The following is a 23,947-nucleotide window of genomic DNA, read 5'->3' as shown; positions in this document are numbered from 1 at the left end:
TTGGCTGCCGTTCCGTAGCAGCGCAGCGTGAAAACAGAGTTCTTGTTGTAACACAATCTTCGCCCTGATTTCCTCGGGCAAAGGTTTCATTACGGCCTGCGGCTGTCTATGATGTGATGGGTCGGCGCCGCGCGCTCTGCCGCCATTTTTGTGAGTTGGCTCACTTGCGCGCTGATTGTACTGGAGAGTTCGCCACGGAAGAAGAACTCTTGTGCGCGAGCAGCAGAACTCTTGCGCCTGATAAACGTCCTAGTTAATACGATATGACGAGGGATACCCCTGACTATGACCACCCGGTTGACCAAACAAGCAATCGCCATGCTGCTGCTTGGCACGCTCAATGCGAGCGCCATTGCCCCCGCCATGGCGGCCAATCAGGACCAGCTGCCGGATATGGGTACCACCGCCGGCGGCACGCTGAGCATCGGTCAGGAAATGGCGATGGGCGACTTTTACGTCCGTCAGTTGCGCGCCAGCGCGCCGCTGGTCAATGACCCGCTGTTAAGCACCTACATCAACCAACTGGGCAACCGGCTGGTGGCCAACGCCTATTCGGTGCGTACGCCGTTCCATTTCTTCCTGGTGCGCAACGACGAAATCAACGCCTTCGCCTTCTTCGGCGGCAACGTGGTGCTGCACACGGCGCTATTCCGTGAAACCGACAATGAGAGCCAGCTCGCCTCGGTGCTGGCGCACGAAATTTCGCACGTCACGCAGCGCCACCTGGCGCGCGCGATGGAAGACCAGCAGCGCAACGCCCCGCTGACCTGGGTCGGCGCGCTGGGCTCCATTTTGCTGGCGATGGCCAACCCGACCATGGGCATGGCGGCGCTGAGCGGCACCATGGCCGGCACCCAGCAGGGGATGATCAGCTTTACCCAATCCAACGAGCAGGAAGCCGACCGCATCGGCATTCAGGTGCTGCAGCGCGCCGGTTTCGATCCGGAAGCGATGCCTAACTTCCTGCAGAAACTGGCCGATCAGTCGCGCTATGCCTCTAAACCGCCGGAAATGCTGCTGACGCACCCGCTGCCGGACAGCCGCCTTTCCGACGCCCGCAACCGCGCCAACCAGATGGCGCGGCGCATTACCCAGTCCACTCAGGACTACTATATGGCCAAGGTGCGCGCACTCGGCATGTACAGTTCCACCGGCTACGGCCTGACGGAGGACGTGCTCGGCGCCTACGAAAAAGGCAATGTCCGCCAGCAGACCGCCGCCAAGTACGGCCGCGCCATCCTGTTCTACGAAGCGAAAAAGTACGATGCCGCACGCCGGCTGATCCAGCCGCTGCTGGACAAAGAGCGCGACAACGTGTGGTTCCTGGATCTGATGACCGATATCGATCTGGGGCAAAAGCGCGCCGCCCAGGCGATTACCCGTCTGCAGGCCGCCAACGCGGCGCAGAGCAACAATCCGGTGCTGCAGCTTAACCTGGCTAACGCCTATGTCGAAGGCAACCAGCCGGCGCAGGCGTCGAAAATTCTCAACCGCTATACCTTCGCCCACCCCGACGATCCCAACGGCTGGGATCTGCTGGCGCAGGCCAGCGCGGCGCAGGGGCTGCGAGATGAAGAGCTGTCCGCCCGCGCCGAAAGTCTGGCGCTGGGCGGGCGTCTCGATCAGGCTATCGGCCTGCTGAGCAACGCCAGCGCCCTGCAAAAACTCGGCAGCCTGAAACAGGCGCGCTATGATGCGCGTATCGATCAACTCCGTCAGCTGCAGCAACGTTTCCGTCAATACCAGCGCAGCTGATTTTTAAGGAAGAAACAGATGAAAAACGTCACCATTTACCACAACCCGCGCTGCTCCAAAAGCCGTGAAACGCTGGCCCTGCTGGAGCAGCACGGCGTCCAGCCCGACGTGGTGCTGTATCTGGAGACCCCGCCCTCGGTCACGCAGTTAACCACGCTGCTGCAACAGCTGGGGTTCAGCTCCGCCCGCGAGCTGATGCGTAAGAAGGAAGATCTCTACAAATCGCTTAATCTGGCGGATGACAGCCTGAGCGAACAGCAACTGCTGCAGGCAATGGTGGAAAACCCGAAACTGATCGAACGTCCGATCGTAGTTAAAGGCAAGCAGGCGCGCATCGGCCGGCCGCCGGAGCAGGTGCTGGACATTCTGTAAGGGATGCGGGGCCGGCGCACGGCCCCGCTATAGGCTGAGGATCTCTTTGACGAACGGAATGGTCAGCTTACGCTGGGCGGTGATCGACGCGCGATCGAGCTGATCCAGCGTCATAAACAGCGTGCGCATCTCGCGATCCAGCCGCTTCAGCAGGAAACGGCCCACGTCTTCCGGTAGCTCAAAGCCGCGCAGTTTGGCGCGCAGCTGCAGGGCCTGCAATTTCTCATCATCCGACAGCGGCTGCAGTTTATAGATCTGCCCCCAATCCAGACGCGACGCCAGATCCGGCAGCTGCAGGTTCAGCTGGCGCGGCGGACGGTCGCCGGTAATAAACAGCCGGGTGCGCCCGGTTTCCAGAATGCGGTTATAGAGATTGAAGATCGCCATTTCCCACTCTTCGTCGCCGGCGATGCATTCGATGTTGTCGATGCAGACCAGCGCCAGCTGCTCCATACCGTCCAGCACTTCCGGCACGAAATAGGCGCGCTTGTCGAGCGGCACATAGCCGGCAGCTTCCCCGCGCTGTGAAAGCTCAGCGCAGGCCGCATGCAGCAGATGGCTGCGTCCGCCGCCTTCGCGCGACCAGAAATAGATATAGCTGCCGTGTTCCTGACGAACGGCAGACTGGATCGCAGCTAATAGGGACGGATTCTCCCCCGGATAAAAACTGGCGAACGTTTCATCATCGGGAAGATAAAGTGGCAGTGAAAGCTGTGCCGGCGTATTCAGAAGCACCTCAACCAAAACTGGCAGGAAAACGGCGTCAGTTTAACATAGAAAACGCACACTGTTGAACCAGTAGGATCTTATGCCGTAATAGTAGGCAACATGCTGCAACAATCGCCGTTCCATCCGGGCGGCTTGCACTTTTCGGATAAGCTGTCCTAGTATAAAAATGCAAAACCGCACTACCATCACAACGGCTTATCACAAGGATTTAAACGATGAAATCATGGAATAAAATTTTACTGGCTTCACTGATCGGTTTGGCGCTGGCGGGCTGTGATGACGCCTCCAAGGTTGACAACAACCTGGATAAAGCCAAGGACAGCGCAGAACAGATGAAAGACGCCGCGGACAAAAAGGCCGAGCAGTTGACCGACAGCGCCAAAGCCAAGGCACAAGAGCTCAAACAGGCCGCAGCAGAGCAGGCCGATCAGCTGAAAGATCAGGCCTCCTCGCTGAAAAACGACGCCGGCAAACAGGCCGAAGCCATCACTAACGATGCCCAGGCCAAGGCGGAAGCCATTAAACAGCAAGCAGACCAGCAGAGTCAGCACCTGGTTGAACAGGCGAAAACGATCAAAAATGACGCCATCAGCGGCGCGAACCAGCTCACCGAAGAGGCGAAGGCGAAAACCTCGGAAATTCAGCAGAGCATCGATAATAAACAGCAAGAGGCGCAAAAACAGGCCGAAGCTGCCGACGCACCGGCGGAACAGCCACAGCCCGCAAATCAGTAATCCTCACATTACGGCGCGCCAGCGCGCCGTAAACCTCAGGGATGAACCCGCGTCATCCCTGGCTGCCCGGCGCGGACGCCCGCACTATTTCTGCTCCAACCCCTCGTCGGCGTCAATCACCTCTTCTTCCTTGCGCAGCAGGCTAATCAGCTTGAACAGCAGGCTCAGAGCGATGCCGACGATGGTCGCCAGCGCCATGCCCTTCAGTTCCGCCGCGCCGATATGCACCTTGGCGCCGCTGACGCCGATAATCAGGATCACTGCGGTCAGGATCAGGTTCTGCGCCTTGTTGTAATCCACCTTCGAGTCAATCAGTACGCGGATTCCCGACGCGCCGATCACGCCGTACAGCAGCAGTGAGACGCCGCCCATCACCGGCACCGGCACCGCCTGGATCGCCGCCGCCAGCTTGCCGACGCAGGAGAGCAGAATCGCCAGAATCGCCGCGCCGCCGATCACCCAGGTGCTGTAAACCTTGGTAATCGCCATCACGCCGATGTTCTCACCGTAGGTCGTATTCGGCGTCGAGCCGAATAAGCCGGAAATCACCGTGGAAATACCGTTGGCGAACATCGAACGATGCAGGCCCGGCTCGCGGATCAGATCCTTTTTAACAATATTGGCGGTCACCACCAGATGCCCGACGTGTTCGGCGATCACCACCAGCGCCGCCGGCAGAATGGTGAAAATAGCGAACCACTCAAAACGCGGCGTATAGAAGGTTGGCAGCGCAAACCAGTGCGCTTCGCGAATCGGCGTCAGATCGACCACGCCCATAAAGAACGACAGCGCATACCCCGCCAGCACGCCGATCAGAATCGGGATAATCGCCAAAAATCCACGGAACAGCACCGAACCGAGAATGGTGACACCCAGCGTCACCAGCGAAATGGTGATGGTGGTGCCGTCCGCTGCTGCGCCGTCCGCCGGCAGCAGCCCTGCCATATTGGCCGCCACGCCCGCCAGTTCAAGACCGATAACCGCAACAATCGCCCCCATCGCCGCCGGCGGGAACATCACGTCGAGCCAGCCGGTGCCGGCTTTCTTGACGATCAGCGCCACCAGACAAAACAGCAGGCCGCAGACGATAAAGCCGCCGAGCGCCAGTTCATAACCCAGCGGCAACAGCAGCAGCACCGGTGAAATAAAGGCAAAGCTGGATCCCAGATAGGCCGGAATCTTGCCTTTACAGATAAACAGATACAGCAACGTGCCGACGCCGTTAAACAGCAGCACCGTGGCCGGGTTAATCTTGAACAGGATCGGCACCAGCACGGTGGCGCCAAACATGGCGAACAGATGCTGAAGGCTGAGCGGGATGGTCTGCAGCAGCGGCGGTCGCTCGCTAACGCCAATGGCGCGACGGGTCATGAGTGTTTTTCCTCGTGCTTATTGATTTTATAAGTTGTAAGCCAAAAAAAAGCCGACTCGTTAAGTCGGCTAATTATCTTATTTGGTACCAAATATCTTGTCGCCGGCATCGCCCAGCCCCGGCACGATGTAGCCGTGCTCATTCAGGCACTGATCGATGGACGCGGTATACAGCTCAACGTCAGGGTGCGCTTTTTCCAGCGCTTTGATCCCTTCCGGCGCCGCCACCAATACCAGCACCTTAATGCTGGTGCAGCCGGCTTTCTTCAACAGGTCGATCGTGGCGATCATCGAGCCGCCGGTCGCCAGCATCGGGTCTACCACCAGCGCCATACGCTCTTCAATATTGGATACCAGCTTCTGGAAATACGGCACCGGTTCCAGGGTTGTTTCATCGCGATAAACGCCGACTACGCTGATGCGCGCGCTAGGCACGTGTTCCAGCACCCCTTCCATCATGCCGAGACCCGCACGCAGGATCGGCACCACGGTAATTTTTTTCCCTTTAATCTGTTCAACTTCAACCGGCCCGCACCAGCCTTCAATCGTGACCGTTTCGGTAGCCAGATCGGCGGTCGCTTCATAGGTCAACAAACTCCCCACTTCAGAAGCCAGCTCACGAAAGCGTTTGGTGCTGATTTCGTGGTCGCGCATCAGGCCAAGCTTGTGTTTTACCAGCGGGTGTTTCACCTCAACGATCTTCATCATTTTTCTCCTATTAAGGTGGTTGACGGCCAAAAAAATCGCGGGATTATACCGCCTTTTTCCCGCCACGCCACCCACAATAGCCCGATCGGGATCAACAAAAGTATGATTATCAGTATAGGGGATGAAAATGTAGATCGGCCTCACAAGCCGCTCGCAAACGTTTGCCTGCACTGTTAGAATTGCCGCGCCGGGTTCCGGAAGCAAAGGCCGGAAGCCCCGTTTTTCAATCCGCAAACCGTCGTGGGGATCGCGCAGTGACCGACAAAACCTCTCTCAGCTATAAAGACGCAGGTGTCGATATCGATGCTGGCAATGCATTGGTAGACCGTATCAAAGGTGTAGTAAAACAGACCCGTCGCCCGGAAGTGATGGGAGGGTTGGGCGGTTTTGGCGCGCTGTGCGCGTTGCCGCAGAAATACCGCGAACCGGTGCTGGTTTCCGGCACTGACGGCGTGGGCACCAAACTGCGTCTGGCCATGGATCTGAAGCGTCACGACACCATCGGCATCGACCTGGTGGCCATGTGCGTCAACGACCTGGTGGTACAGGGCGCAGAGCCGCTGTTCTTCCTGGACTACTACGCCACCGGCAAGCTGGACGTCGACACCGCCGCCAGCGTTATTACCGGCATTGCCGAAGGCTGTAAACAGTCCGGCTGCGCGCTGGTAGGCGGCGAAACCGCTGAAATGCCGGGCATGTACCACGGCGACGACTATGACGTGGCCGGCTTCTGCGTCGGCGTGGTCGAAAAGTCTGAAATCATCGACGGCAGCAAGGTGCAGGCCGGCGACGCGCTGATCGCGCTGGGCGCTTCCGGCCCGCACTCCAACGGCTACTCGCTGGTGCGTAAAATCCTCGAGGTCAGCAATACCGACCCGACCACCACTCAGCTGGACGGCAAACCGCTGGCCGACCACCTGCTGGCGCCGACTAAAATCTACGTGAAATCGGTACTGGAACTGATCGCCAACCGCGAGGTGCACGCCATCGCCCACCTGACCGGCGGCGGCTTCTGGGAAAATATCCCGCGCGTACTGCCGGAAGGCATGCAGGCGGTGATCGATGAATCCAGCTGGCAGTGGCCGGCGGTGTTCAACTGGCTGCAGCAGGCGGGTAACGTCAGCCGTCACGAAATGTACCGCACCTTTAACTGCGGCGTCGGGATGCTGATTGCCCTGCCGGAAAGCGAAGTAGAGGCCGCCATCGCCCTGCTGAACGCGGCAGGTGAAAAAGCCTGGAAAATCGGTAAACTCACTGCATCTTCCGACGAACAGCAAGTGGTCATTCAGTGATGAAAAAGATTGTGGTGTTGATCTCCGGCCAGGGGAGTAATCTCCAGGCGCTGATCGACGCCTGCCAGCAGGGGCGGATCGCCGCCGAGATCGTCGCAGTATTCAGCAACAAGGCGCAGGCCTATGGTCTGCAACGTGCCGAGGCGGCAGGCATTGCCGCCCACGCGCTGGATGCCAAAGCCTTTGCCGACCGCCAGGCGTTTGACGACGCGCTGGCGGACGCCATCGACCAGTACCAGCCGGATCTGGTGGTGCTGGCCGGCTATATGCGTATTCTCAGCGCGCCGTTCGTCCAGCGCTATGCCGGCCGGATGCTGAATATCCACCCTTCTCTGCTGCCGAAATATCCGGGTCTGCATACCCATCGCCAGGCGATCGACAACGGCGATGACGAGCACGGCACTTCGGTACACTTCGTCACCGAGCAGCTCGACGGCGGGCCGGTTATTCTGCAGGCCAAAGTGCCGATCTTCCCCGGCGACGAAGAAGATGAGGTGGTTGAGCGGGTACAGGTGCAGGAGCATACCCTCTATCCGCTGGTGGTCGGCTGGTTCGTCGATGGCCGTCTGGCGATGCGCGACAACGCCGCCTGGCTGGACGGCGAACGCCTGCCCGAACAGGGACACGCCGCCGACTGAGCGCGCTTTCTAAACCAATCCTCAACGGCGCCCTCCGGCGCCGTTTTTTTTACCTCTTCTGGCCGACTCAACGCTATACTTCCCCGTATGTCAGTCACATAGGAGAATACACATGCCTGGTTCCGCCAGCGTCCGCCTACGCCCACTGGAGCGGGATGATTTAACCTTTGTCCATCAGATGGACAATAACGCCAGCGTCATGCGCTACTGGTTCGAAGAGCCTTATGAAGCCTTTGTCGAACTGTCCGACCTGTACGATAAACATATCCACGATCAGAGCGAACGTCGCTTTATCATTGAGCACGAAGGGGCTAAGGTCGGCCTGGTCGAGCTGGTGGAGATCGATCATATTCACCGTCGGGCGGAGTTCCAGATTATTATCGACCCGACGCATCAGGGTAAAGGCTACGCCAGCACCGCCGCCAAACTGGCGATGGACTACGGCTTCTCCGTTCTGAACCTGTATAAGCTGTACCTGATTGTCGACAAAGAAAACCCCAAAGCGATCCATATCTACAGCAAACTGGGTTTTGAAGTGGAGGGGGAACTGATTAACGAATTCTTCGTTAACGGCGAATACCGCACCGTATTGCGCATGTGCATTTTCCAGCCGCAATACCTGGCAAAGTTCAAAGCCGCGCCCAAGAGTGAAAAATTAGCTAAATAAAATGTAAACATTGCCGATAATCTAAATTTAATGTAAATAGATTTCGGCAATAAATCACCAGACATAATAACAGCCGTCAGATCCGTGAATAATCCGCTGGCATCAGGCGTTATTCATTATTGACCGTCATCAATTATAATGACAACATCGATATTACAGTTCGTCGTTGCCGATTATTAATAAACGTTACTTAAGAATGGATTATCTTAATCAGGAAAGATGCGAAAATACAATATACTTTGGTATGTCTGGATTTTATGGGCACTGCTAATCATTATCTGGTTATCTTGGGATACTCTATTAAATAACAAGATGAATCCGATAATGGTAGCTATTGCCGTCTTTTGTTCATTACTTATTATTCAAGCAATATATAGCATATACAGGAAGGACCCCATGCAGCTATTTAATAAATCCAAGAAAAATCCCACAGAGAAGTCCGGTAAAAAAACGGACGACGCCAAGCCCCTGCACAATGATATGAAAGAGCCGGTCAAGACGGCCCCCGCACCGCCGCCATTAGCGGAACTACTGGAAAGCAGCAAACCGGTTAAGGCCATCAAGGACACCTTTGTCTCACAGGGCACCCAGCTGACCGGCACCATTGAAGGCCAGGGCAACATTATTGTCGAAGGCGTGATTGAAGGCAGCCTGACCTGCTCCCACCAGGTGCGCATCGAACCGACCGGCCATGTGAAAGGTGAAATCCACGCCCAGCATATTATGATCAACGGCTCCGTCGAAGGCAGCTGTCACGCCGACAGCCTGACCATCCAGCCGAAAGGCCATATGCGCGGCGATATTTTTACCGACGAGTTTTCTATTGAGAAAGGCGGCGTGTTTGTCGGGCAGTCCCAGCTGATGCCGCAAACGGCCGCCGGCGCCGGCAAGGTCACGGCGCTGAAAACGGCGCGCCCCGCCCCTGCCGATGCGGCCCCGCAGCTGCAGGAACCGCAGCAGGTCAAATAGCCTCAGCCATAGCGGCCCGTGATGTAATCCTCCGTCCGCCGCTGGCGGGGAGAGGTAAAAATGGCGTCGGTATCGTTATATTCCACCAGGCGCCCCTGGTGGATAAACGCCGTATAGTCCGAAACGCGCGCCGCCTGCTGCATATTGTGCGTCACCAGCACCACCGTGTAGCGCTGTTTCAACGTCGAAATCAGCTCTTCGATGGTCAGGGTAGAGATCGGATCCAACGCCGACGTCGGCTCATCGAGCAGCAGCACTTCAGGCTCAATGGCGATGGCGCGGGCAATCACCAGCCGCTGCTGCTGCCCGCTGGACAGCCGCAGGGCGTTTTCCCGCAGCCGATCCTTCACCTCATGCCACAGCGCCGCCGCGCGCAGCGAACGCTCCACCGCCTCATCCAGCACCCGCCGCTCGCGAATGCCCTGCAGACGCAGGCCGTACACCACGTTTTCGTAAATCGATTTCGGGAACGGATTCGGCCGTTGGAACACCATCCCCACCCGCCGGCGCAGCGCCGCTACGTCAATGTCCGCACCGGAAATCAGCTCACCGTTCAGCTGCAGATCGCCGTCAATACGGCAGTTGTCCGCCAGATCGTTCATGCGGTTAAAACAGCGCAGCAGCGTGGATTTACCGCAGCCGGAGGGGCCGATCAGCGCCGTAACCCGGTGCTTCGGAATCCGCAGCGAAATATCATGCAGCACCTGTTTGTCACCGTAAAACAGCTGCAGCCCGTCAGCCGCCAGCGCCGTATTCTGGTCATCCAGCTGCTGCACATCCAGTCTGGGCAAACTGCCCGGCGTTTTTAATCCCATGAAGCGATCCCCAAACTCGTTATCACCGTTACTGCTCCCATACCCGGTAACGCTCCCTGAGCGAATGACGGATGCCCATCGCTGCCAGATTCAGCCCGACGACGATCGCCACCAGCAGGAAAGCGGTGGCGAACACCAGCGGCCTGGCCGCTTCGACGCTGGGACTTTGGAACGCCATATCGTAAATCTGGAAGCTCAGGTGCATAAACTTACGTTCCAGATGTAAATACGGAAAAATATCGTCCACCGGCAACACCGGCGCCGACTTCACCACGCCGACCAGCATCAGCGGCGCGGTCTCACCCGCCGCCCGTGCAATCGCCAAAATCAGGCCGGTCATCATGGCCGGCGCCGCCATCGGCAACACAATGCGCCATAAGGTCTCCGCCCGGCTGGCGCCCAGCGCCAGCGACCCCTGACGCAGCGAAACAGGTATCCGCGACAGCCCCTCTTCGGTCGACACGATCACCACCGGCAGCGTCAGCAGCGCCAGCGTCAGCGCGGCCCACAGCACGCCGGGCGTGCCGAAGGTCGGGTTGGGCAGGGACTCGGCATAAAACAACCGATCGATGCTGCCGCCGATAAGATAGACAAAAAAGCCCAGGCCAAATACGCCGTAGACGATAGAAGGCACCCCGGCCAGATTGACCACCGCGATGCGAATCAGCCGCGTCAGCAGGTTCTTGCCGGCATACTCATGCAGATAAACGGCGGCAATCACCCCGAACGGCATCACCACGATCGACATCAGCACCACCATCAGCACGGTGCCAAAAATCGCCGGGAAGACGCCGCCTTCGGTATTGGCCTCGCGCGGGCTGTCGCTCAGAAACTTCTTCACCTGCTCGCCCCAGTGCGCCATTTTCTGGCCGAATGTCATCGCATTGGGGTACCAGGCATCGCGTATCTGGCTCAGGGGAATGGTATGCACCTGGCCACGCATATCCCGCAGCAGCAGCGCGTCGCGCTGGCGATCCCGGTTCAGCCCGTCCAGCCGATCCGCCAATTGACGATACTGACGCTGCAGTTCCAGCCGCTCGGCTTTCATCTGCGCCTGGGCGCGGGCATCAAACCTGTCGTCACGCCGGAGCTTTTTCTCACGCAGGTTGAGCGCGGCAAACTGCTCATTAATCCGCGCCATCTCATGAATCTGAATATCATGCGCCTGGCGCGACAGCGCCGCAATTTGCGGCAGGCGCTGCTGCAGCGCCTGGCTAAGATCGCGGCCGGTCAGCGGCTGGCCGTCCTCCAGCAGGCCGGCCAGAAAACCATAGGCGGTGCCGTTGCTGTTGCGCTCCAGCACCATCAGGTCGCGCGGCGTGCTCTGACGGCGAATATCGCTGGCCAGCAGCGTACGGAAATCCTGCCCCTCACTTTCGCGGTTACCGACCTTGATCAGATAGCGGGTGACCTGCTCCGCCTCACCCGGTGGCGTCACGCCCGCTTCCTGTAACTGCCGGCGCGAAATCGTCTGCTGCTGATACAGTTCGCCGATCAGCGTTACCGGCCCGGCCGCCGCCTGATTCAGCTCAAACTGATACACCGGGCTGGGCCAAAAATAGCGCATGCCCTGCCCCGCCAGCAGCAGCAAAATGCCGAGCAGCGCCAACAGGCTGACGCTGACCGATCCGGCGGTCAGCCATACCCAAGGGGAACCCGACTTTAGCCAGGATCTCATGGCGCCTCCTGATTCTGGCTATAGCGCTCGCGCAGCCGCTGGCGAATCGCCTCAGCCAGCGTGTTGAAAATAAAGGTAAACACAAACAGCACCAGCGCGGTCAGGAACAGCACCCGGTAGTGGCTGCTGGCGAACACCGCCTCCGGCATTTCAATGGCGATATTCGCCGCCAGCGCACGCAGCCCCTGGAACAGACTGCCGTCGATAATCGGCGTATTGCCGGTAGCCATCAGCACGATCATGGTTTCCCCTACCGCCCGTCCGAAACCGATCATCAGCGCCGAGAAAATGCCGGCGCTGGCGGCGGGCAACGTTACCCTCACCACCGTCTGCCAAGCCGTGGCGCCCAGCGCCAGCGATCCCTGAGTGAGCGACGTCGGCACGCTGAACAGCGCATCCTCCGCCAGAGAGAAAATAATCGGCACCAGCGCAAAACCCATCGCCACGCCGACCACCAGCGTATTACGCTGATCAAAGTCATCGCCCAGCCAGACGTGCATCGGCTGGCCGAACAGCAGCGTCTCCAGCCAGGGGCCGAGGATCATCGCCAGCCAGACGGTCAGCGCCATCACCGGCAACAGCAGCAGTAAATCGGCGCCGGGACGCAGCCGGCCCGGCCACCAGCGCTGCTGCGCCAGGCCGCATCCTATCACCGCGCCGGCCAACAGCAGCGGCAACGCCAGTATCACCAGCAAATGGCGCTCGATCACCGGCGCCAGCCAGATGCCCGCCACCAGCCCGATGACTACCGTCGGCAATGCCCCCATCACTTCGATCGCCGGTTTCACCAGCCGCCGCAGCGCCGGCGACATAAAACAGGCCGTATAGACAGCGCCGCCCAGCGCCAGCGGAATCGCGAACAGCATCGCATAGACGGCGGCTTTCAGGGTGCCGAAAATCACCGGCACCAGGCTGAACTTGGCCTGATAGCTGTCCTCCCCGGAGGTAGACTGCCAGACCAGCGCCGGCTGCGGATAGTTCTCATACCAGATCTTCTGCCACAGCGAGCGCCAGGTTACGTCAGGGTAGTCATTATTCAGGCGATAGCGCTGCCAGCCCTGTGCGGTCTCCAGCAACAGACCGTCGCCGCGCGGCGCAAACGCCGCCTGCTGCACGCCGGCGGCCAGCCGGGCGCTCAGCAAAGGTCGGGACTGAATGCTGGCGTAGAGCGCAAACGCACCGTCCGGCTGTACGGCGGCGAACACCCGGCGGAACGGTTCGGCAATCACCGTAGCGTCCGCAGCCGGCTGCGGCGCGAACTGCTGCGCCGCGGTCAGGCGCCAGCGCTGGTTTTTCTCCACGTCGAACCACTCCTGCAGCGTGCCGTCGGCGGCATGCACGATCAGCGCGCTGCCGCCCGGCAGCGCCGTCAGACGGTAAGGCGTCTGTTCTCCGAGCGTTTGCGTCTCCTGCAGCCGCAGCTGTGTCCCGTCGATCTGGTAACGCGCCAGTCGGTTGCCGCTCAGCAGATAGAGCTGGCGGCCATCCGGCGCCAGCACCAGTTGCTGGACGTCAGCATCCAGCGCGACGCGACTTACCGCCGCCGGCTGCTGTGCGGCAACGCGGGCAAACAACAGCTGACGCCGTTCGGTCACCGCCGCCACCAGATACTCACCGGCCTCGCGCGCCGGCGCCAGCGCCAGCTGTGTCAGCGCGCCGCCATGGGGCAGCAGAGCCCGTGGCCGCTCGCCCAGCGGCAGAGTCCAGCGCGGTTTTTCCTGCGGCGCCGCGGCAAAATCGGCCTGGGCAATCATAAAGCGCCCGTCGGCCTGCGCCAGCGCAAACAGGTCGCGCGCGCCCACCGCCCGGGCCAACAGCGTCGGCGCCGGCAGCAGCCGCTGGCTGGTCAGCAGCGTGCCGGCCGCCTGCCCCTGCCGCGCCGTCAGACGGTAAAACTGCCCTTCTCCCCGACGGTCGATGCGATAGCCCACCCGTTGCTGAACATCCATCCCGAGCGCCATGGCCGGCGACGCGTGGTTCAGCGTCAGCGCCGGTGACGTCTCGATGGACGCCGATTTAAACAGTGGCAGCACGGCAAACAGCAGGTAGACGAAGATTAACATCAGCATCATCAGCACCAGCAGGCCGCTGACGGTCACCATGGCCCGTACGCCGCTATCAATGCGCGCGCGCCGCCGATCGCGGGGAAGTTGATTTGCCGTTGTCTGTACCATCACTCTCTGTCTTTGTTGCTGGTCCGGCTTACGCCAAAAGATAACCGGGCATCTTATGTCAGATTAATGTCGTTTGCATGACAAAGTTTACCGCCGCCGGCCGGCAGATCTGTTGGACATTACTGTCAATCTCTCGCAATAATGTTGTAGGACATTAGAGCGGCATCCAGGCAGCGTGAACGATGGGCTACGGTGCCACTCACCCGCCTGCGCGGCAGGCGGCCTGGGCCGGCATAGGGGAATGCCATTCGATTTTTCCCATGATTTAACCGGAGTAATAATGGGTCAGGAAAAGCTCTACATCGAGAAAGAACTAAGCTGGTTATCCTTTAATGAACGCGTGTTGCAGGAAGCCGCAGATAAGAGCAATCCCCTGATTGAACGCATGCGCTTTCTGGGCATTTACTCCAATAACCTCGACGAGTTTTACCAAGTCCGCTTTGCCGATCTGAAACGTCGGATACTGATCAGCGAAGAACAGGGCTCCGCCGGGTCATCACGCCATTTGCTGAAGAAAATCCAGGCCAAGGTGTTAAAAACCGACCAGGAGTTCGACACCCTGTATAACGATTTGCTGCTGGAAATGGCGCGCAATCAAATCTTTCTGATCAATGAGCGTCAGGTCTCCGAGAACCAGCAAGTCTGGCTGCGCCAGTACTTCAAGCAGCATCTGCGCCAGCATATTACGCCGATTCTGATCAATCACGACACCAATCTGGTGCAGTTTCTGAAGGACGACTACACCTATCTGGCGGTGGAGATCATCCGCGGTACCCATATCGACTATGCGCTGCTGGAAATTCCGTCTGATAAGGTGCCGCGCTTCGTCAATCTGCCGCCGGAGGCGCCGCGCCGGCGCAAACCGATGATCCTGCTGGACAATATTCTGCGCTACTGCCTGGATGATATTTTTAAGGGCTTCTTCGACTACGACGCGCTCAACGCCTATTCAATGAAGATGACGCGCGATGCGGAATACGATCTGGTGACGGAAATGGAGTCCAGCCTGCTGGAACTGATGTCCTCCAGCCTGAAACAGCGCCTGACCGCCGAGCCGGTGCGCTTTGTGTACCAGCGCGATATGCCGAACAAAATGGTGGAGCTGCTGCGCGAAAAGCTGGGCATCTCCAACTACGACTCGGTGATCGCCGGCGGCCGCTACCACAACTTCAAGGACTTTATCGGCTTCCCCAACGTCGGCAAAAGCAACCTGGTCAACCGGCCGCTGCCGCGCCTGCGTCATACCTGGTTCGACAAGTTCCGCAACGGCTTTGACGCCATCCGGGAAAAAGACGTGCTGCTGTACTATCCGTACCACACCTTCGAGCACGTGCTGGAATGGCTGCGGCAGGCGTCGTTCGACCCCAGCGTGCTGGCGATAAAAATCAATATTTACCGCGTAGCGAAAGATTCACGCATTATCGAATCGATGATCCACGCGGCGCATAACGGCAAAAAAGTGACGGTGGTGGTCGAGCTGCAGGCACGCTTTGACGAAGAGGCCAACATTCACTGGGCCAAACGCCTGACGGAAGCCGGCGTACACGTGATCTTCTCGGCCCCCGGTCTGAAAATTCACGCCAAGCTGTTTTTGATTTCGCGCCGCGAAGGCGACGCCATTGTGCGCTACGCCCATATCGGCACCGGCAACTTCAACGAAAAAACCGCGCGCGTTTACACCGACTACTCTCTGCTGACCGCCGATGCGCGCATTACCAACGAAGTGCGCCGGGTGTTCAACTTTATTGAAAACCCCTACCGCCCGGTGCATTTCGACTACCTGATGGTGTCGCCGCAGAACTCGCGCCGCATGCTGTACGATCTGATCGACCATGAGATCGCCAGCGCGTTGGCGGGCAAACCGGCCGGCATTACGCTGAAATTGAATAATCTGGTGGATAAAGGGCTGGTGGATCGGTTATATACCGCTTCCGGCGCCGGCGTAAAGGTACGCCTGCTGGTGCGCGGTATGTGTTCGCTGATTCCCAATCTGCCGGGGATCAGCGACAATATTCAGGCCATCAGCATTGTTGACCGCTATCTGGAGCATGACCGCGTTTACGTTTTCGAAAATCAAGGTGACACCAAGGTCTATCTGTCGTCCGCCGACTGGATGACCCGTAATATAGATTACCGTATCGAAGTGGCGGCGCCGCTGCTGGATCCGGCGCTGAAACAGCGCGTGCTGGATATTCTGGCGATCCAATTCAGCGACACCGTCAAAGCCCGTTATATTGATAAAGAGCTGAGCAATCAGTACGTGCCGCGCGGCAACCGCCGCAAGGTCCGTTCGCAAATTGCCATTTACGACTATTTAAAAGCTCTGGAACAACCAGGAAATTAGGCCAGTAACTATGCCGCTAAACAGCACTGCTACTCATAAACCATTGGAAATCGCCGCCATCGATCTGGGCTCGAACAGCTTCCATATGGTTATTGCCCGCGTCGTAAACGGCGCCCTTCAGGTATTGGGCCGCTTAAAACAGCGGGTACACCTTGCCGATGGCCTGGACGCCAATAATGTGCTCAGTGAAGAAGCAATAGAACGCGGTCTGGCCTGCCTGGCCCTGTTTGCCGAACGGCTGCAGGGCTTCCCGGCGGAAAACGTCACCATCGTCGGTACGCATACGCTGCGTCAGGCGGTGAATGCCGAAGCCTTCCTGAAACGCGCCGCCGACGTGATCCCCTACCCGATCGAGATTATCTCCGGGCAGGAAGAGGCGCGCCTGATCTTTATGGGCGTGGAACACACCCAGCCGGAAAAGGGCCGCAAGCTGGTGATCGATATCGGCGGCGGTTCAACGGAACTGGTGATCGGCGAAGATTTCGAACCGCTGCTGGCGGAAAGCCGCCGCATGGGCTGCGTCAGCTTCGCCCACATTTTCTTCCCTGAAGGCGAAATCAACCGCACCAACTTCCGTCGCGCCCGGCTGGCGGCGGCACAAAAGCTGGAAACCCTGGCCTGGCAATACCGCATCCAGGGCTGGCAATACGCTCTTGGCGCCTCCGGCTCGATCAAGGCGGCGCACGAAGTGCTGGTTGCGATGGGTGAAAAAGACGGCCTGATCACCCAGGAGCGGCTGGAAATGCTGAGCGAGCAGGTGCTGCAGTTCAAGAACTTCAGCGCCCTCAGCCTGCCGGGGCTGTCGGAAGAGCGCCAGGCGGTGTTTGTACCGGGGCTGGCCATTTTATGCGGCGTGTTCGACGCGCTGGCGATCCGCGATTTGCGTCTGTCTGACGGCGCGCTGCGCGAAGGCGTGCTGTATGAAATGGAAGGCCGTTTCCGCCATCAGGATATTCGCAGCCGCACCGCCAAAAGCCTGGCCGAGCACTACAATATCGATCGCGACCAGGCCGGCCGGGTGCTGGCGACCACCGAGCTGCTGTACGCCCAGTGGATGGCGCAAAATACCAAGCTGGTCAACCCGCAGCTGGAGGCGCTGCTGAAGTGGGCCGCCATGCTGCACGAGGTCGGGCTGAGCATCAATCACAGCGCCATGCACCGGCACTCCGCCTATATTTTGCAAAACACCAATCTGCCGGGCTTTAATCAGGAACAGCAGCTGCTGCTGGCGGCGCTGGTGCGCTTCCACCGTAAAGCCATCAAACTGGAAGAGCTGCCGCGCCTGAACCTGTTCAAGAAGAAGCACTATCTGCCGCTGATTCAGCTGCTGCGCCTGAGCGCGCTGCTGAATAACCAGCGTCAGTCCACCACCACGCCGGAAACCCTGCGTCTGTCCACCGATGACAATCACTGGACGCTGCGCTTCCCGGCCGGCTATCTGGCGCAAAATACGCTGGTGCAGCTGGATCTGGAGCGCGAGCAGGAATACTGGAACGACGTCGTCGGCTGGAAGCTGCTGATTGAGGAAGAAGACGCGCAGCAGGACGAGCAGCGCCTCGCCTGATTGCCTACTCTGCGGCCCTCTGCCCCGGCAAAGGGCCGCAGAGCGTTACGCCGGCGGCTCCTGCGCCGGTGTCACCAGCGACGTCAGCGGCACCGGCCGGCCGATATGGTAGCCTTGCATATAATCGACCCCCAACGCCCGCAGCGCCATCTGCTGCTCTTCGCTTTCGACATATTCCGCCACGATATGTAGCCGCTTCATTAACGCCACCTTGCAGATAGAGGCGATAATCTGGTGATCCACCGGGTCATTCAGCATATCGCGCACAAAGCTGCCGTCGATTTTCAGCGTATCCACCTCCAGCATCCGCAGACGATTGTAGCTGGCATAGCCGGTGCCGAAATCGTCAATCGCGATGCGGCAGCCCAGTTCGCGCAGCTCCCGCAGGGTGGTAGCCGCATAGTGGATATCCTGCATCAGGTGTGATTCGGTGATTTCCAGAATCAGCTGGTACGGCTCAATGTCATACTGCTGCAGCGCCTGGCGTACATCGCGGCTCAGCGTCGGGCGGCACAGCGTCGGCGGCGAGATGTTCACCGCAAAACGCGCGCTCGGCAGCGTATTGCGGTGGCTATCCATAAACTTCAGCGTGTTGTTCAGCACCCACAGGTCCAGCTGATACGCCAGACCAAACTCATGCACCACCGGCAAAAACTCGCTCGGCGGCAGCGTACCGCCTTTATCATCGGGCAGGCGCAGCAGAATTTCATGGTAGCTGTCGCCGCGCACCCCGGATATCGGCTGCGCCATCAGGATAAACCCGTCGCCATCCAGCGCCCGCTGCACCCGGTGCAGCAAACGCACCTTGTGCTTCAGCTCATTCTGCACGTCCTGATGATCGCTGCGGATACTCTCCGGCTCGCCGCTGGTCAGTGAAAGTTCAGCCAGCGAACTCAGCTCCCCCAGCAGCAGATGCAGGTGCTCCACTTCTCCGGCGATGCCGCAGTAGCTGACACCCAGCGGCGGATGGATCGGCAACCCGTTCCAGACCAGGCGGAAGTTCTCCAGCGTGGCGTGCACCTCCGCCACTTTGGCTTCGGCGTCATAGCCGTTAAGCCGCAGCACCAGATCGTAGCCCGGCAGCTGATAGACCTCTTCGTCCGCCGCCATCACTTTACGCAGAGTACTGGCCAGGTGCTGTTTAAAACGGATACGCAGCTGCATGCCGTAATGGCGGCTCAGCAGATCCAGTTCGGCAATGCGTAAAAAGCACAGCGTCGAGCGCGGCGCCTGCGCTAAGTCCCGCTTCAGGGCGCGCAGGTTGGGCAGGCCGACCATCGGATCCTGCAGCGAGGCGCGTCGCATTTTGGCGAACAGCACCAGCTGGCGGGAGTTAATCGCCGACAGCAGGAATACGCTGAGGGTGAACACCAGCATCATCGAGGAGACCACGGCCAGATCGTGCAGGCGCCCGTCCACCCGCACATAGCTGCGATAGTTGAAGAACAGCGCCAGCAGCGCGATCGACCAGGCGATGCAGTTCAGGTGATAACCGAAGCGCATGGCGCCGTACAGCATCAGCGGCAGCAACAGCGTCAGGCTGTAGTCGACCCAAAACTCCTTGTGCCCGACGCCGGTGGGGTAACACAGCGCAAACACCATGCCGGCCAGCAGCAACAGCCAGAGTTGCGGCTCGCCGGTTTTGACGCCCGGCGCGACTTCCAGCCGGAAACGGCGCCGCAGCGTCCGCATAAAGCGCGGGTTATTCAGCATGCGCAGTACAAAATAGAACAGCGGCGTGGAAGAGAGGCCGGCGATCAGCAACGCATGGAAATTCACCAGCGTATGCATCAGATTGGCTCTGCCGAACACCATGCCCATCTCGTCCGGCAAAAGTCCCATACCGGTCATCAGCTGCAGGCTGAGGATAAACAGCAGCGGCGGAAACGTCAGCAGCCAGATCAGGCGCGGTGGCGTAAATCCCAGCACGTTAATGCGGGCGCACCAGCTGCGCTGCGTCTGGCAGCGGTAGCCCAACCAGCAGACACCGAGGCAGAACAGATACAGCAGCGTCATGATAATGCCGATTTCCGGCCCCAGCCGGGCGCTGTAGCGGACCATGATAGCAATGGCAATGCCGGGAATCGCCATCCAGTCATACACCATCAATAGCGAAATGCACACCGCCAGCGGCAGATAGACCAGGTACACCTTCCCCTCCGGCAACATAATGCGCGGAGACAGCCAGCCGGCCAGAGGGATAAACACCAGGCTCCAGATTAAGGGCTGGCCCCACCAACGGTGGCGTAAATCATTCCAGAGTTTCAATTTAACCATTATGAAGTGAATATCTCCGCTGACGCGCGAAGCAATTTATCGTCCAGACCTTGGTAACCTGTCAGTAAGCGGCGTCCGCCCGTCGCCGAGATCGGGGTAGCAGTGATGAAAAATTCAGCAAAATTTACAGCTGGTCACGAATTCTATGCGCAACGGTGGGTTAAAAATTGATTTAGATCAATTAATAGAGAATTGTTGGTTAAAAACCGGAATAACATTGCCGCGATAAAAAAAAGCGCTCCACGCCGCCGGATAAAATCAAACCAACACTCAACGAACGGCAGGATTGTTTTTGCTTCCCGGTGAAATACATAGACAAATTTTGCCAGCCGCCACTAAAATTACGCCACTCATGGAAAAATGACGGGCATAACCAACAACTGCGCCACAAGGACCGATACTTCCGGAAAAATCATGCGTAAAAGAACCACCGGACAAATGACCAAAATAGTGTTGCTGGTAAGCTTTATCATTTTGATAGGCCGGCTTCTGTATACCACTCTCGCCGCCATTCCCCATCATCAGGAAAAAAATGTTTCCGCCCAGGAACAGCACATCAGTCAACCACTCAATCCGCCACGGGACAACGCCTCTGAAACGCAGTGAACGCGCGTGCCTGTCCGCGCGCCGCCGAATGGGTAAGCCGCCTGTCAACAGACGCTTTACCCATTCTTTGGCTGCGTATCGTCCCGATCATAAAAATGACGCCATACTCTGAGATGTTCTATCTTGTACAAGTTATGACTCAGGAGCTCCGCGTGCCAAGCGTTAAGGAATACCATGTCTGCCGCAACACATAATGTCAAAAAGGTGGCTGAACACCGTCAGCACATCCTGTCCCTGTTACTGAACAACAAAGCGCTGGTCGACGGCATCCTCGGCCGACCGGACGAAGAGCAGCAGCTCAGCCGCCGGGCGCTGATGGACCAGACCGCCGAAATTCGCGCGCTGGTGGAAGAGATGCACGCCGCCGACCTCGCCGACCTGCTGGAAGCGCTGCCGCAGGATGAACGCCTGGCGCTGTGGCGGCTGGTGGATCCGCCGCGCCGCGGCCAAACGCTGGTGGAAGTCGCTGAACCGGTGTGGGACAGCCTGATCGAAGAGATGAGCGATAAAGACCTGCTCAAGGCGATCAAAACGCTGGATATCGATGAACAGGCCTATCTGGCGCAGTTCCTGCCGCGTAACCTGATGGGCCGCCTGCTGACCTCGCTGGAGCCGGGGCAGCGCGCACAGGTGCGCGAGATGATGCACTACGGCAAAGAGACCGTCGGCTGGATGATGGACTTCGAGCTGGTCACGGTGCGGCCCGATGTTACGCTGGGCGCGGTGCACCGCTTTTTGCGCCAGCGCAAAACCATTCCGGACGCCACCGATAAAATCTTTGTCACCGATCGTAAGAACACTCTGCTCGGCGAACTGCCGCTGACGGCGGTGCTGCTGAACGACCCGCAAACACAGGTCGCCAGCGTAATGGACAGCGAACCCACCAGCTTCCAGCCGGAAGATAAGGCCGAAGCGGCGGCCGGCGCGTTTGAACGTTATGACCTGATCAGCGCCCCGGTGATCGACGCGCAGGGCAAACTGATGGGGCGTCTGACCATCGAAGAGATCGTCGACGTGGTGAATGAAGAGAGCGAAAGCAACCTGCGCCGCATGGGGGGCTTAAGCCCGGAAGAGGACGTATTCGCGCCGGTCAGCAAGGCGGTAAAAACCCGCTGGGCCTGGCTGGCTATCAACCTGTGCACCGCCTTTATCGCCTCGCGGGTGATTGGCCTGTTCGAGCACACCATTTCGCAGCTGGTGGCGCTGGCCGCGCTGATGCCGATCGTCGCCGGCATCGGCGGCAATACCGGCAACCAGACTATCACCATGATCGTCCGCGCGCTGGCGCTGCACCAGATTGAAGAAGGCAATATTTCCCGTCTGCTGCTCAGAGAGCTGGGCGTTGCGATCATCAACGGCCTGGTGTGGGGCGGCATTATGGGCGTGGTCACCTATTTACTGTACGACGACTGGGCGCTGGGTGGCGTGATGACGCTGGCCATGATCCTCAACCTGCTGGTCGCCGCGCTGATGGGCGTAGTGATCCCGATGGTGATGCTGAAGATGGGACGCGACCCGGCGGTCGGCTCCAGCGTGCTGATCACCGCCCTGACCGATACCGGCGGCTTTTTCATCTTCCTCGGCCTGGCCAGCCTGTTCCTGCTTTGACCTTCCGGGCCGGCCTGCGCCGGCCCGTTTTTCTATCGCTCAGGCTGCCAGCCGTCGTGATGCCACAGATGCAAAGTGGCGTAAGAGCGCCACGGCCGCCAACGTTCGGCATAGCGCTCAATCTGGCGCGGCGTCATGCCGGGAAAGCGCTGTTTAATCAGATAATCGCCGCTCAGAAATACGTCCGGCCATGACCAGGCGCGCATCGCAATATAGCTCGCCGTCCAGTCGCCGATGCCCGGCAGCGCGGTCAGCGCCTTGATGCCCTGCTCAATATCCAGCACGTTATCCAGCGCCAGCCGCCCCTCTTCCAGCGCACGCGCCAGCGCGATCAACGCTGCTGCGCGTTTGAGCTGAATACCGAGCGGCCGCAGCATCTCCGGCTGCAGCGCGGCTATCTGCCCGGCCAGCGGAAACATATGAGTAATGCCGGCGTGCGGCTGCGCCAGCGGTGTTCCCCAACGCTCCGCCATCCGTCCGGCAAACACGGCGGCCATCTTCACGCTGACCAGTTGCCCCAGCACCGCGCGCGTCGCCTGTTCGAAGCCGTTGACACAGCCGGGCAGGCGCAGGCCGGGGTCGGTCACCAGCGGCCCCAGCGCGGCGGCGATGACGTCCGGCGCCGCATCCAGATCGAACAGCTGGCGCACGCGCCGCAGCACGTCGGTCGTCACCCGGCTCAGCGACGGCGCAATCTCCACCCGCACCCGATCGCGCGCCGTTTCCGGCTGCACGCTGACCCAGCCCTGATACGACTCTCCGCCGAGCGTCACCGCGATGGAGCGGTAATAACGCCCGTCCTGCACGCACTCCACGCCGCTGACCGCACGCGCCTGTAAAAAATTCAGCATGCGCGGCCAGTCGTACGGCGGGCGATAGCCCAGATGAAACACCAGCCCGCTGTCGGCGGCGCGTGTCTGCCGGCCGCTGCTTTCACGCAGCGCCGACGGACTCAGGCGGTAGCGCTGTTTAAACAGTTCATTAAAGCGCCGCAGGCTGCCAAACCCCGCGGCGAACGCCACCTCGCTGAGCGGCATATCGGTATCCACCAGCAGGCGCTTGGCCTGCAGCAGCCGGTGCGACTGCGCATAATCGATGGGCGAAGCGCCGAACTGCTCGGCGAAGATGCGCCGCAGATGGCGATCGGAAATCCCCAGCCGCGCCGCCAGCGCCTCACAGCTGTGTTCAGACAGGTAGCCCTGCTCAATCAGCTGCACCGCAACCTGCGCATAGCGGTTGCCCAGGTCGATCAGCGCCAGGCCCGGTGCCAGTTCCGGCCGGCACTTCAGGCAGGGGCGAAAGCCCGCCAGTTCAGCGGCGGCGGCGCTGGGGTAGAAGCTGCAGTTCTCGCTTTTCGGCGTGCGGGCGCTGCACACCGGCCGGCAGTAGATGCCGGTCGACGACACGCCGACAAAGAAACGGCCGTCAAATTTGCGATCCCGCGCGCGCAGCGCGGCATATAACGCCTGGTGTTCACTCATGGCAACGCTCGGTGTCGGTTTTTTCATCATTATGGCGCTCAGACTGCGGGCTGACGTGCGGAATTCGGACATCAAGATAGGCTTAGTTAAGCATCTCCTTAACGCTGCCGCTAAAATTTTCGCCGTCCGGCACGCGCTGCATTGCCCAGACGCCCGCTCTCGGGT

The 23,947-nt window shown here is 59.4% G+C and carries 19 protein-coding genes; 10 read left to right on the top strand and 9 right to left on the bottom strand.

Features of this window, described 5'->3' with window-relative positions; all coding sequences use genetic code 11:
• Window positions 1-318: 318 nt before the first annotated feature.
• Complete coding sequence (locus HF675_RS06660; protein WP_232251691.1) at window positions 319-1,755, top strand: M48 family metallopeptidase; 1,437 nt, start codon at window positions 319-321, stop codon at window positions 1,753-1,755.
• A gap of 18 nt (window positions 1,756-1,773) precedes the next feature.
• Entirely contained in the window at window positions 1,774-2,127 is a 354-nt protein-coding gene (gene arsC / locus HF675_RS06655; RefSeq protein WP_105232105.1) for an arsenate reductase (glutaredoxin), read from the top strand.
• Window positions 2,128-2,154: 27 nt separating this feature from the next.
• On the opposite strand, the gene hda is transcribed toward arsC, so the two are convergent.
• Window positions 2,155-2,862, bottom strand: a complete 708-nt coding sequence (hda, locus tag HF675_RS06650; protein ID WP_105233467.1) for a DnaA inactivator Hda — start codon at window positions 2,860-2,862, stop codon at window positions 2,155-2,157.
• Window positions 2,863-3,071: 209 nt separating this feature from the next.
• On the opposite strand from hda, the gene HF675_RS06645 reads away from it, so the two are divergent.
• Complete coding sequence (locus HF675_RS06645; RefSeq protein WP_105232106.1) at window positions 3,072-3,590, top strand: E3 ubiquitin--protein ligase; 519 nt, start codon at window positions 3,072-3,074, stop codon at window positions 3,588-3,590.
• 84 nt (window positions 3,591-3,674) lie between these two features.
• Here the strand turns inward: HF675_RS06645 and uraA are convergent, their stop codons facing one another.
• The gene (uraA, locus tag HF675_RS06640; protein ID WP_105232107.1) at window positions 3,675-4,961 is read right to left on the bottom strand and encodes a uracil permease; all 1,287 of its coding nucleotides are present in this window, start codon (window positions 4,959-4,961) and stop codon (window positions 3,675-3,677) included.
• A gap of 78 nt (window positions 4,962-5,039) precedes the next feature.
• A complete protein-coding gene (upp, locus tag HF675_RS06635; protein ID WP_105232108.1) occupies window positions 5,040-5,666 on the bottom strand; it encodes a uracil phosphoribosyltransferase in 627 nt (208 codons plus the stop codon).
• A 257-nt stretch (window positions 5,667-5,923) separates the two neighbouring features.
• Here upp and purM point away from each other — a divergent pair, with 257 nt between their 5' ends.
• From purM to HF675_RS06615, 4 genes are all read left to right on the top strand, one after another.
• Window positions 5,924-6,961, top strand: coding sequence for a phosphoribosylformylglycinamidine cyclo-ligase (gene purM, locus HF675_RS06630; RefSeq protein WP_105232109.1), 1,038 nt, complete (start codon window positions 5,924-5,926; stop codon window positions 6,959-6,961).
• On the top strand, window positions 6,961-7,599 hold the full coding sequence (gene purN, locus HF675_RS06625; protein ID WP_160030341.1) for a phosphoribosylglycinamide formyltransferase: 639 nt from the start codon (window positions 6,961-6,963) through the stop codon (window positions 7,597-7,599). Before purM ends, purN begins: the two co-directional genes overlap by 1 nt.
• A gap of 112 nt (window positions 7,600-7,711) precedes the next feature.
• The gene (gene speG, locus HF675_RS06620) at window positions 7,712-8,266 is read left to right on the top strand and encodes a spermidine N1-acetyltransferase (protein ID WP_105232111.1); all 555 of its coding nucleotides are present in this window, start codon (window positions 7,712-7,714) and stop codon (window positions 8,264-8,266) included.
• Window positions 8,267-8,662: 396 nt separating this feature from the next.
• On the top strand, window positions 8,663-9,235 hold the full coding sequence (locus HF675_RS06615) for a polymer-forming cytoskeletal protein (protein ID WP_187044294.1): 573 nt from the start codon (window positions 8,663-8,665) through the stop codon (window positions 9,233-9,235).
• A gap of 2 nt (window positions 9,236-9,237) precedes the next feature.
• On the opposite strand, the gene pstB is transcribed toward HF675_RS06615, so the two are convergent.
• Genes pstB through HF675_RS06600 form a run of 3 tightly spaced genes read right to left on the bottom strand, consistent with a single transcriptional unit; the run spans window position 9,238 to window position 13,902 of the window.
• Entirely contained in the window at window positions 9,238-10,050 is an 813-nt protein-coding gene (pstB, locus tag HF675_RS06610; protein WP_187044293.1) for a phosphate ABC transporter ATP-binding protein PstB, read from the bottom strand.
• A gap of 28 nt (window positions 10,051-10,078) precedes the next feature.
• Window positions 10,079-11,728: a phosphate ABC transporter permease PstA gene (gene pstA / locus HF675_RS06605; protein WP_105232114.1), complete on the bottom strand. Its 1,650-nt coding sequence runs from the start codon at window positions 11,726-11,728 to the stop codon at window positions 10,079-10,081.
• Window positions 11,725-13,902: an ABC transporter permease subunit gene (locus HF675_RS06600; RefSeq protein WP_187044292.1), complete on the bottom strand. Its 2,178-nt coding sequence runs from the start codon at window positions 13,900-13,902 to the stop codon at window positions 11,725-11,727. Before HF675_RS06600 ends, pstA begins: the two co-directional genes overlap by 4 nt.
• A 280-nt stretch (window positions 13,903-14,182) precedes the next feature.
• Here HF675_RS06600 and ppk1 point away from each other — a divergent pair, with 280 nt between their 5' ends.
• Both ppk1 and ppx read left to right on the top strand, forming a co-directional pair.
• Window positions 14,183-16,246, top strand: coding sequence for a polyphosphate kinase 1 (gene ppk1, locus HF675_RS06595; RefSeq protein ID WP_105232116.1), 2,064 nt, complete (start codon window positions 14,183-14,185; stop codon window positions 16,244-16,246).
• A 10-nt stretch (window positions 16,247-16,256) separates the two neighbouring features.
• Window positions 16,257-17,810: an exopolyphosphatase gene (ppx, locus tag HF675_RS06590; protein ID WP_105232117.1), complete on the top strand. Its 1,554-nt coding sequence runs from the start codon at window positions 16,257-16,259 to the stop codon at window positions 17,808-17,810.
• Window positions 17,811-17,855: 45 nt separating this feature from the next.
• On the opposite strand, the gene HF675_RS06585 is transcribed toward ppx, so the two are convergent.
• Together HF675_RS06585 and HF675_RS23930 are read right to left on the bottom strand one after the other, a co-directional pair.
• Window positions 17,856-20,087, bottom strand: coding sequence for an EAL domain-containing protein (locus HF675_RS06585; RefSeq protein WP_105232118.1), 2,232 nt, complete (start codon window positions 20,085-20,087; stop codon window positions 17,856-17,858).
• A gap of 270 nt (window positions 20,088-20,357) precedes the next feature.
• On the bottom strand, window positions 20,358-20,651 hold the full coding sequence (locus HF675_RS23930; RefSeq protein WP_187044291.1) for a hypothetical protein: 294 nt from the start codon (window positions 20,649-20,651) through the stop codon (window positions 20,358-20,360).
• Between the two features lie 216 nt (window positions 20,652-20,867).
• Between HF675_RS23930 and mgtE the strand changes: the two genes are divergently transcribed.
• Window positions 20,868-22,301: a magnesium transporter gene (mgtE, locus tag HF675_RS06575; RefSeq protein WP_187044290.1), complete on the top strand. Its 1,434-nt coding sequence runs from the start codon at window positions 20,868-20,870 to the stop codon at window positions 22,299-22,301.
• A gap of 32 nt (window positions 22,302-22,333) precedes the next feature.
• Here the strand turns inward: mgtE and alkA are convergent, their stop codons facing one another.
• Window positions 22,334-23,812: a DNA-3-methyladenine glycosylase 2 gene (gene alkA / locus HF675_RS06570; protein WP_187044289.1), complete on the bottom strand. Its 1,479-nt coding sequence runs from the start codon at window positions 23,810-23,812 to the stop codon at window positions 22,334-22,336.
• Between the last annotated feature and the right edge of the window lie 135 nt (window positions 23,813-23,947).

Source organism: Serratia sp. JUb9, from assembly GCF_014298095.1.
Taxonomy (GTDB): domain Bacteria; phylum Pseudomonadota; class Gammaproteobacteria; order Enterobacterales; family Enterobacteriaceae; genus Serratia_B; species Serratia_B rhizosphaerae.
Note: the sequence above shows the minus strand (reverse complement) of the source record. Positions and strands in the feature narration are given on the sequence as shown.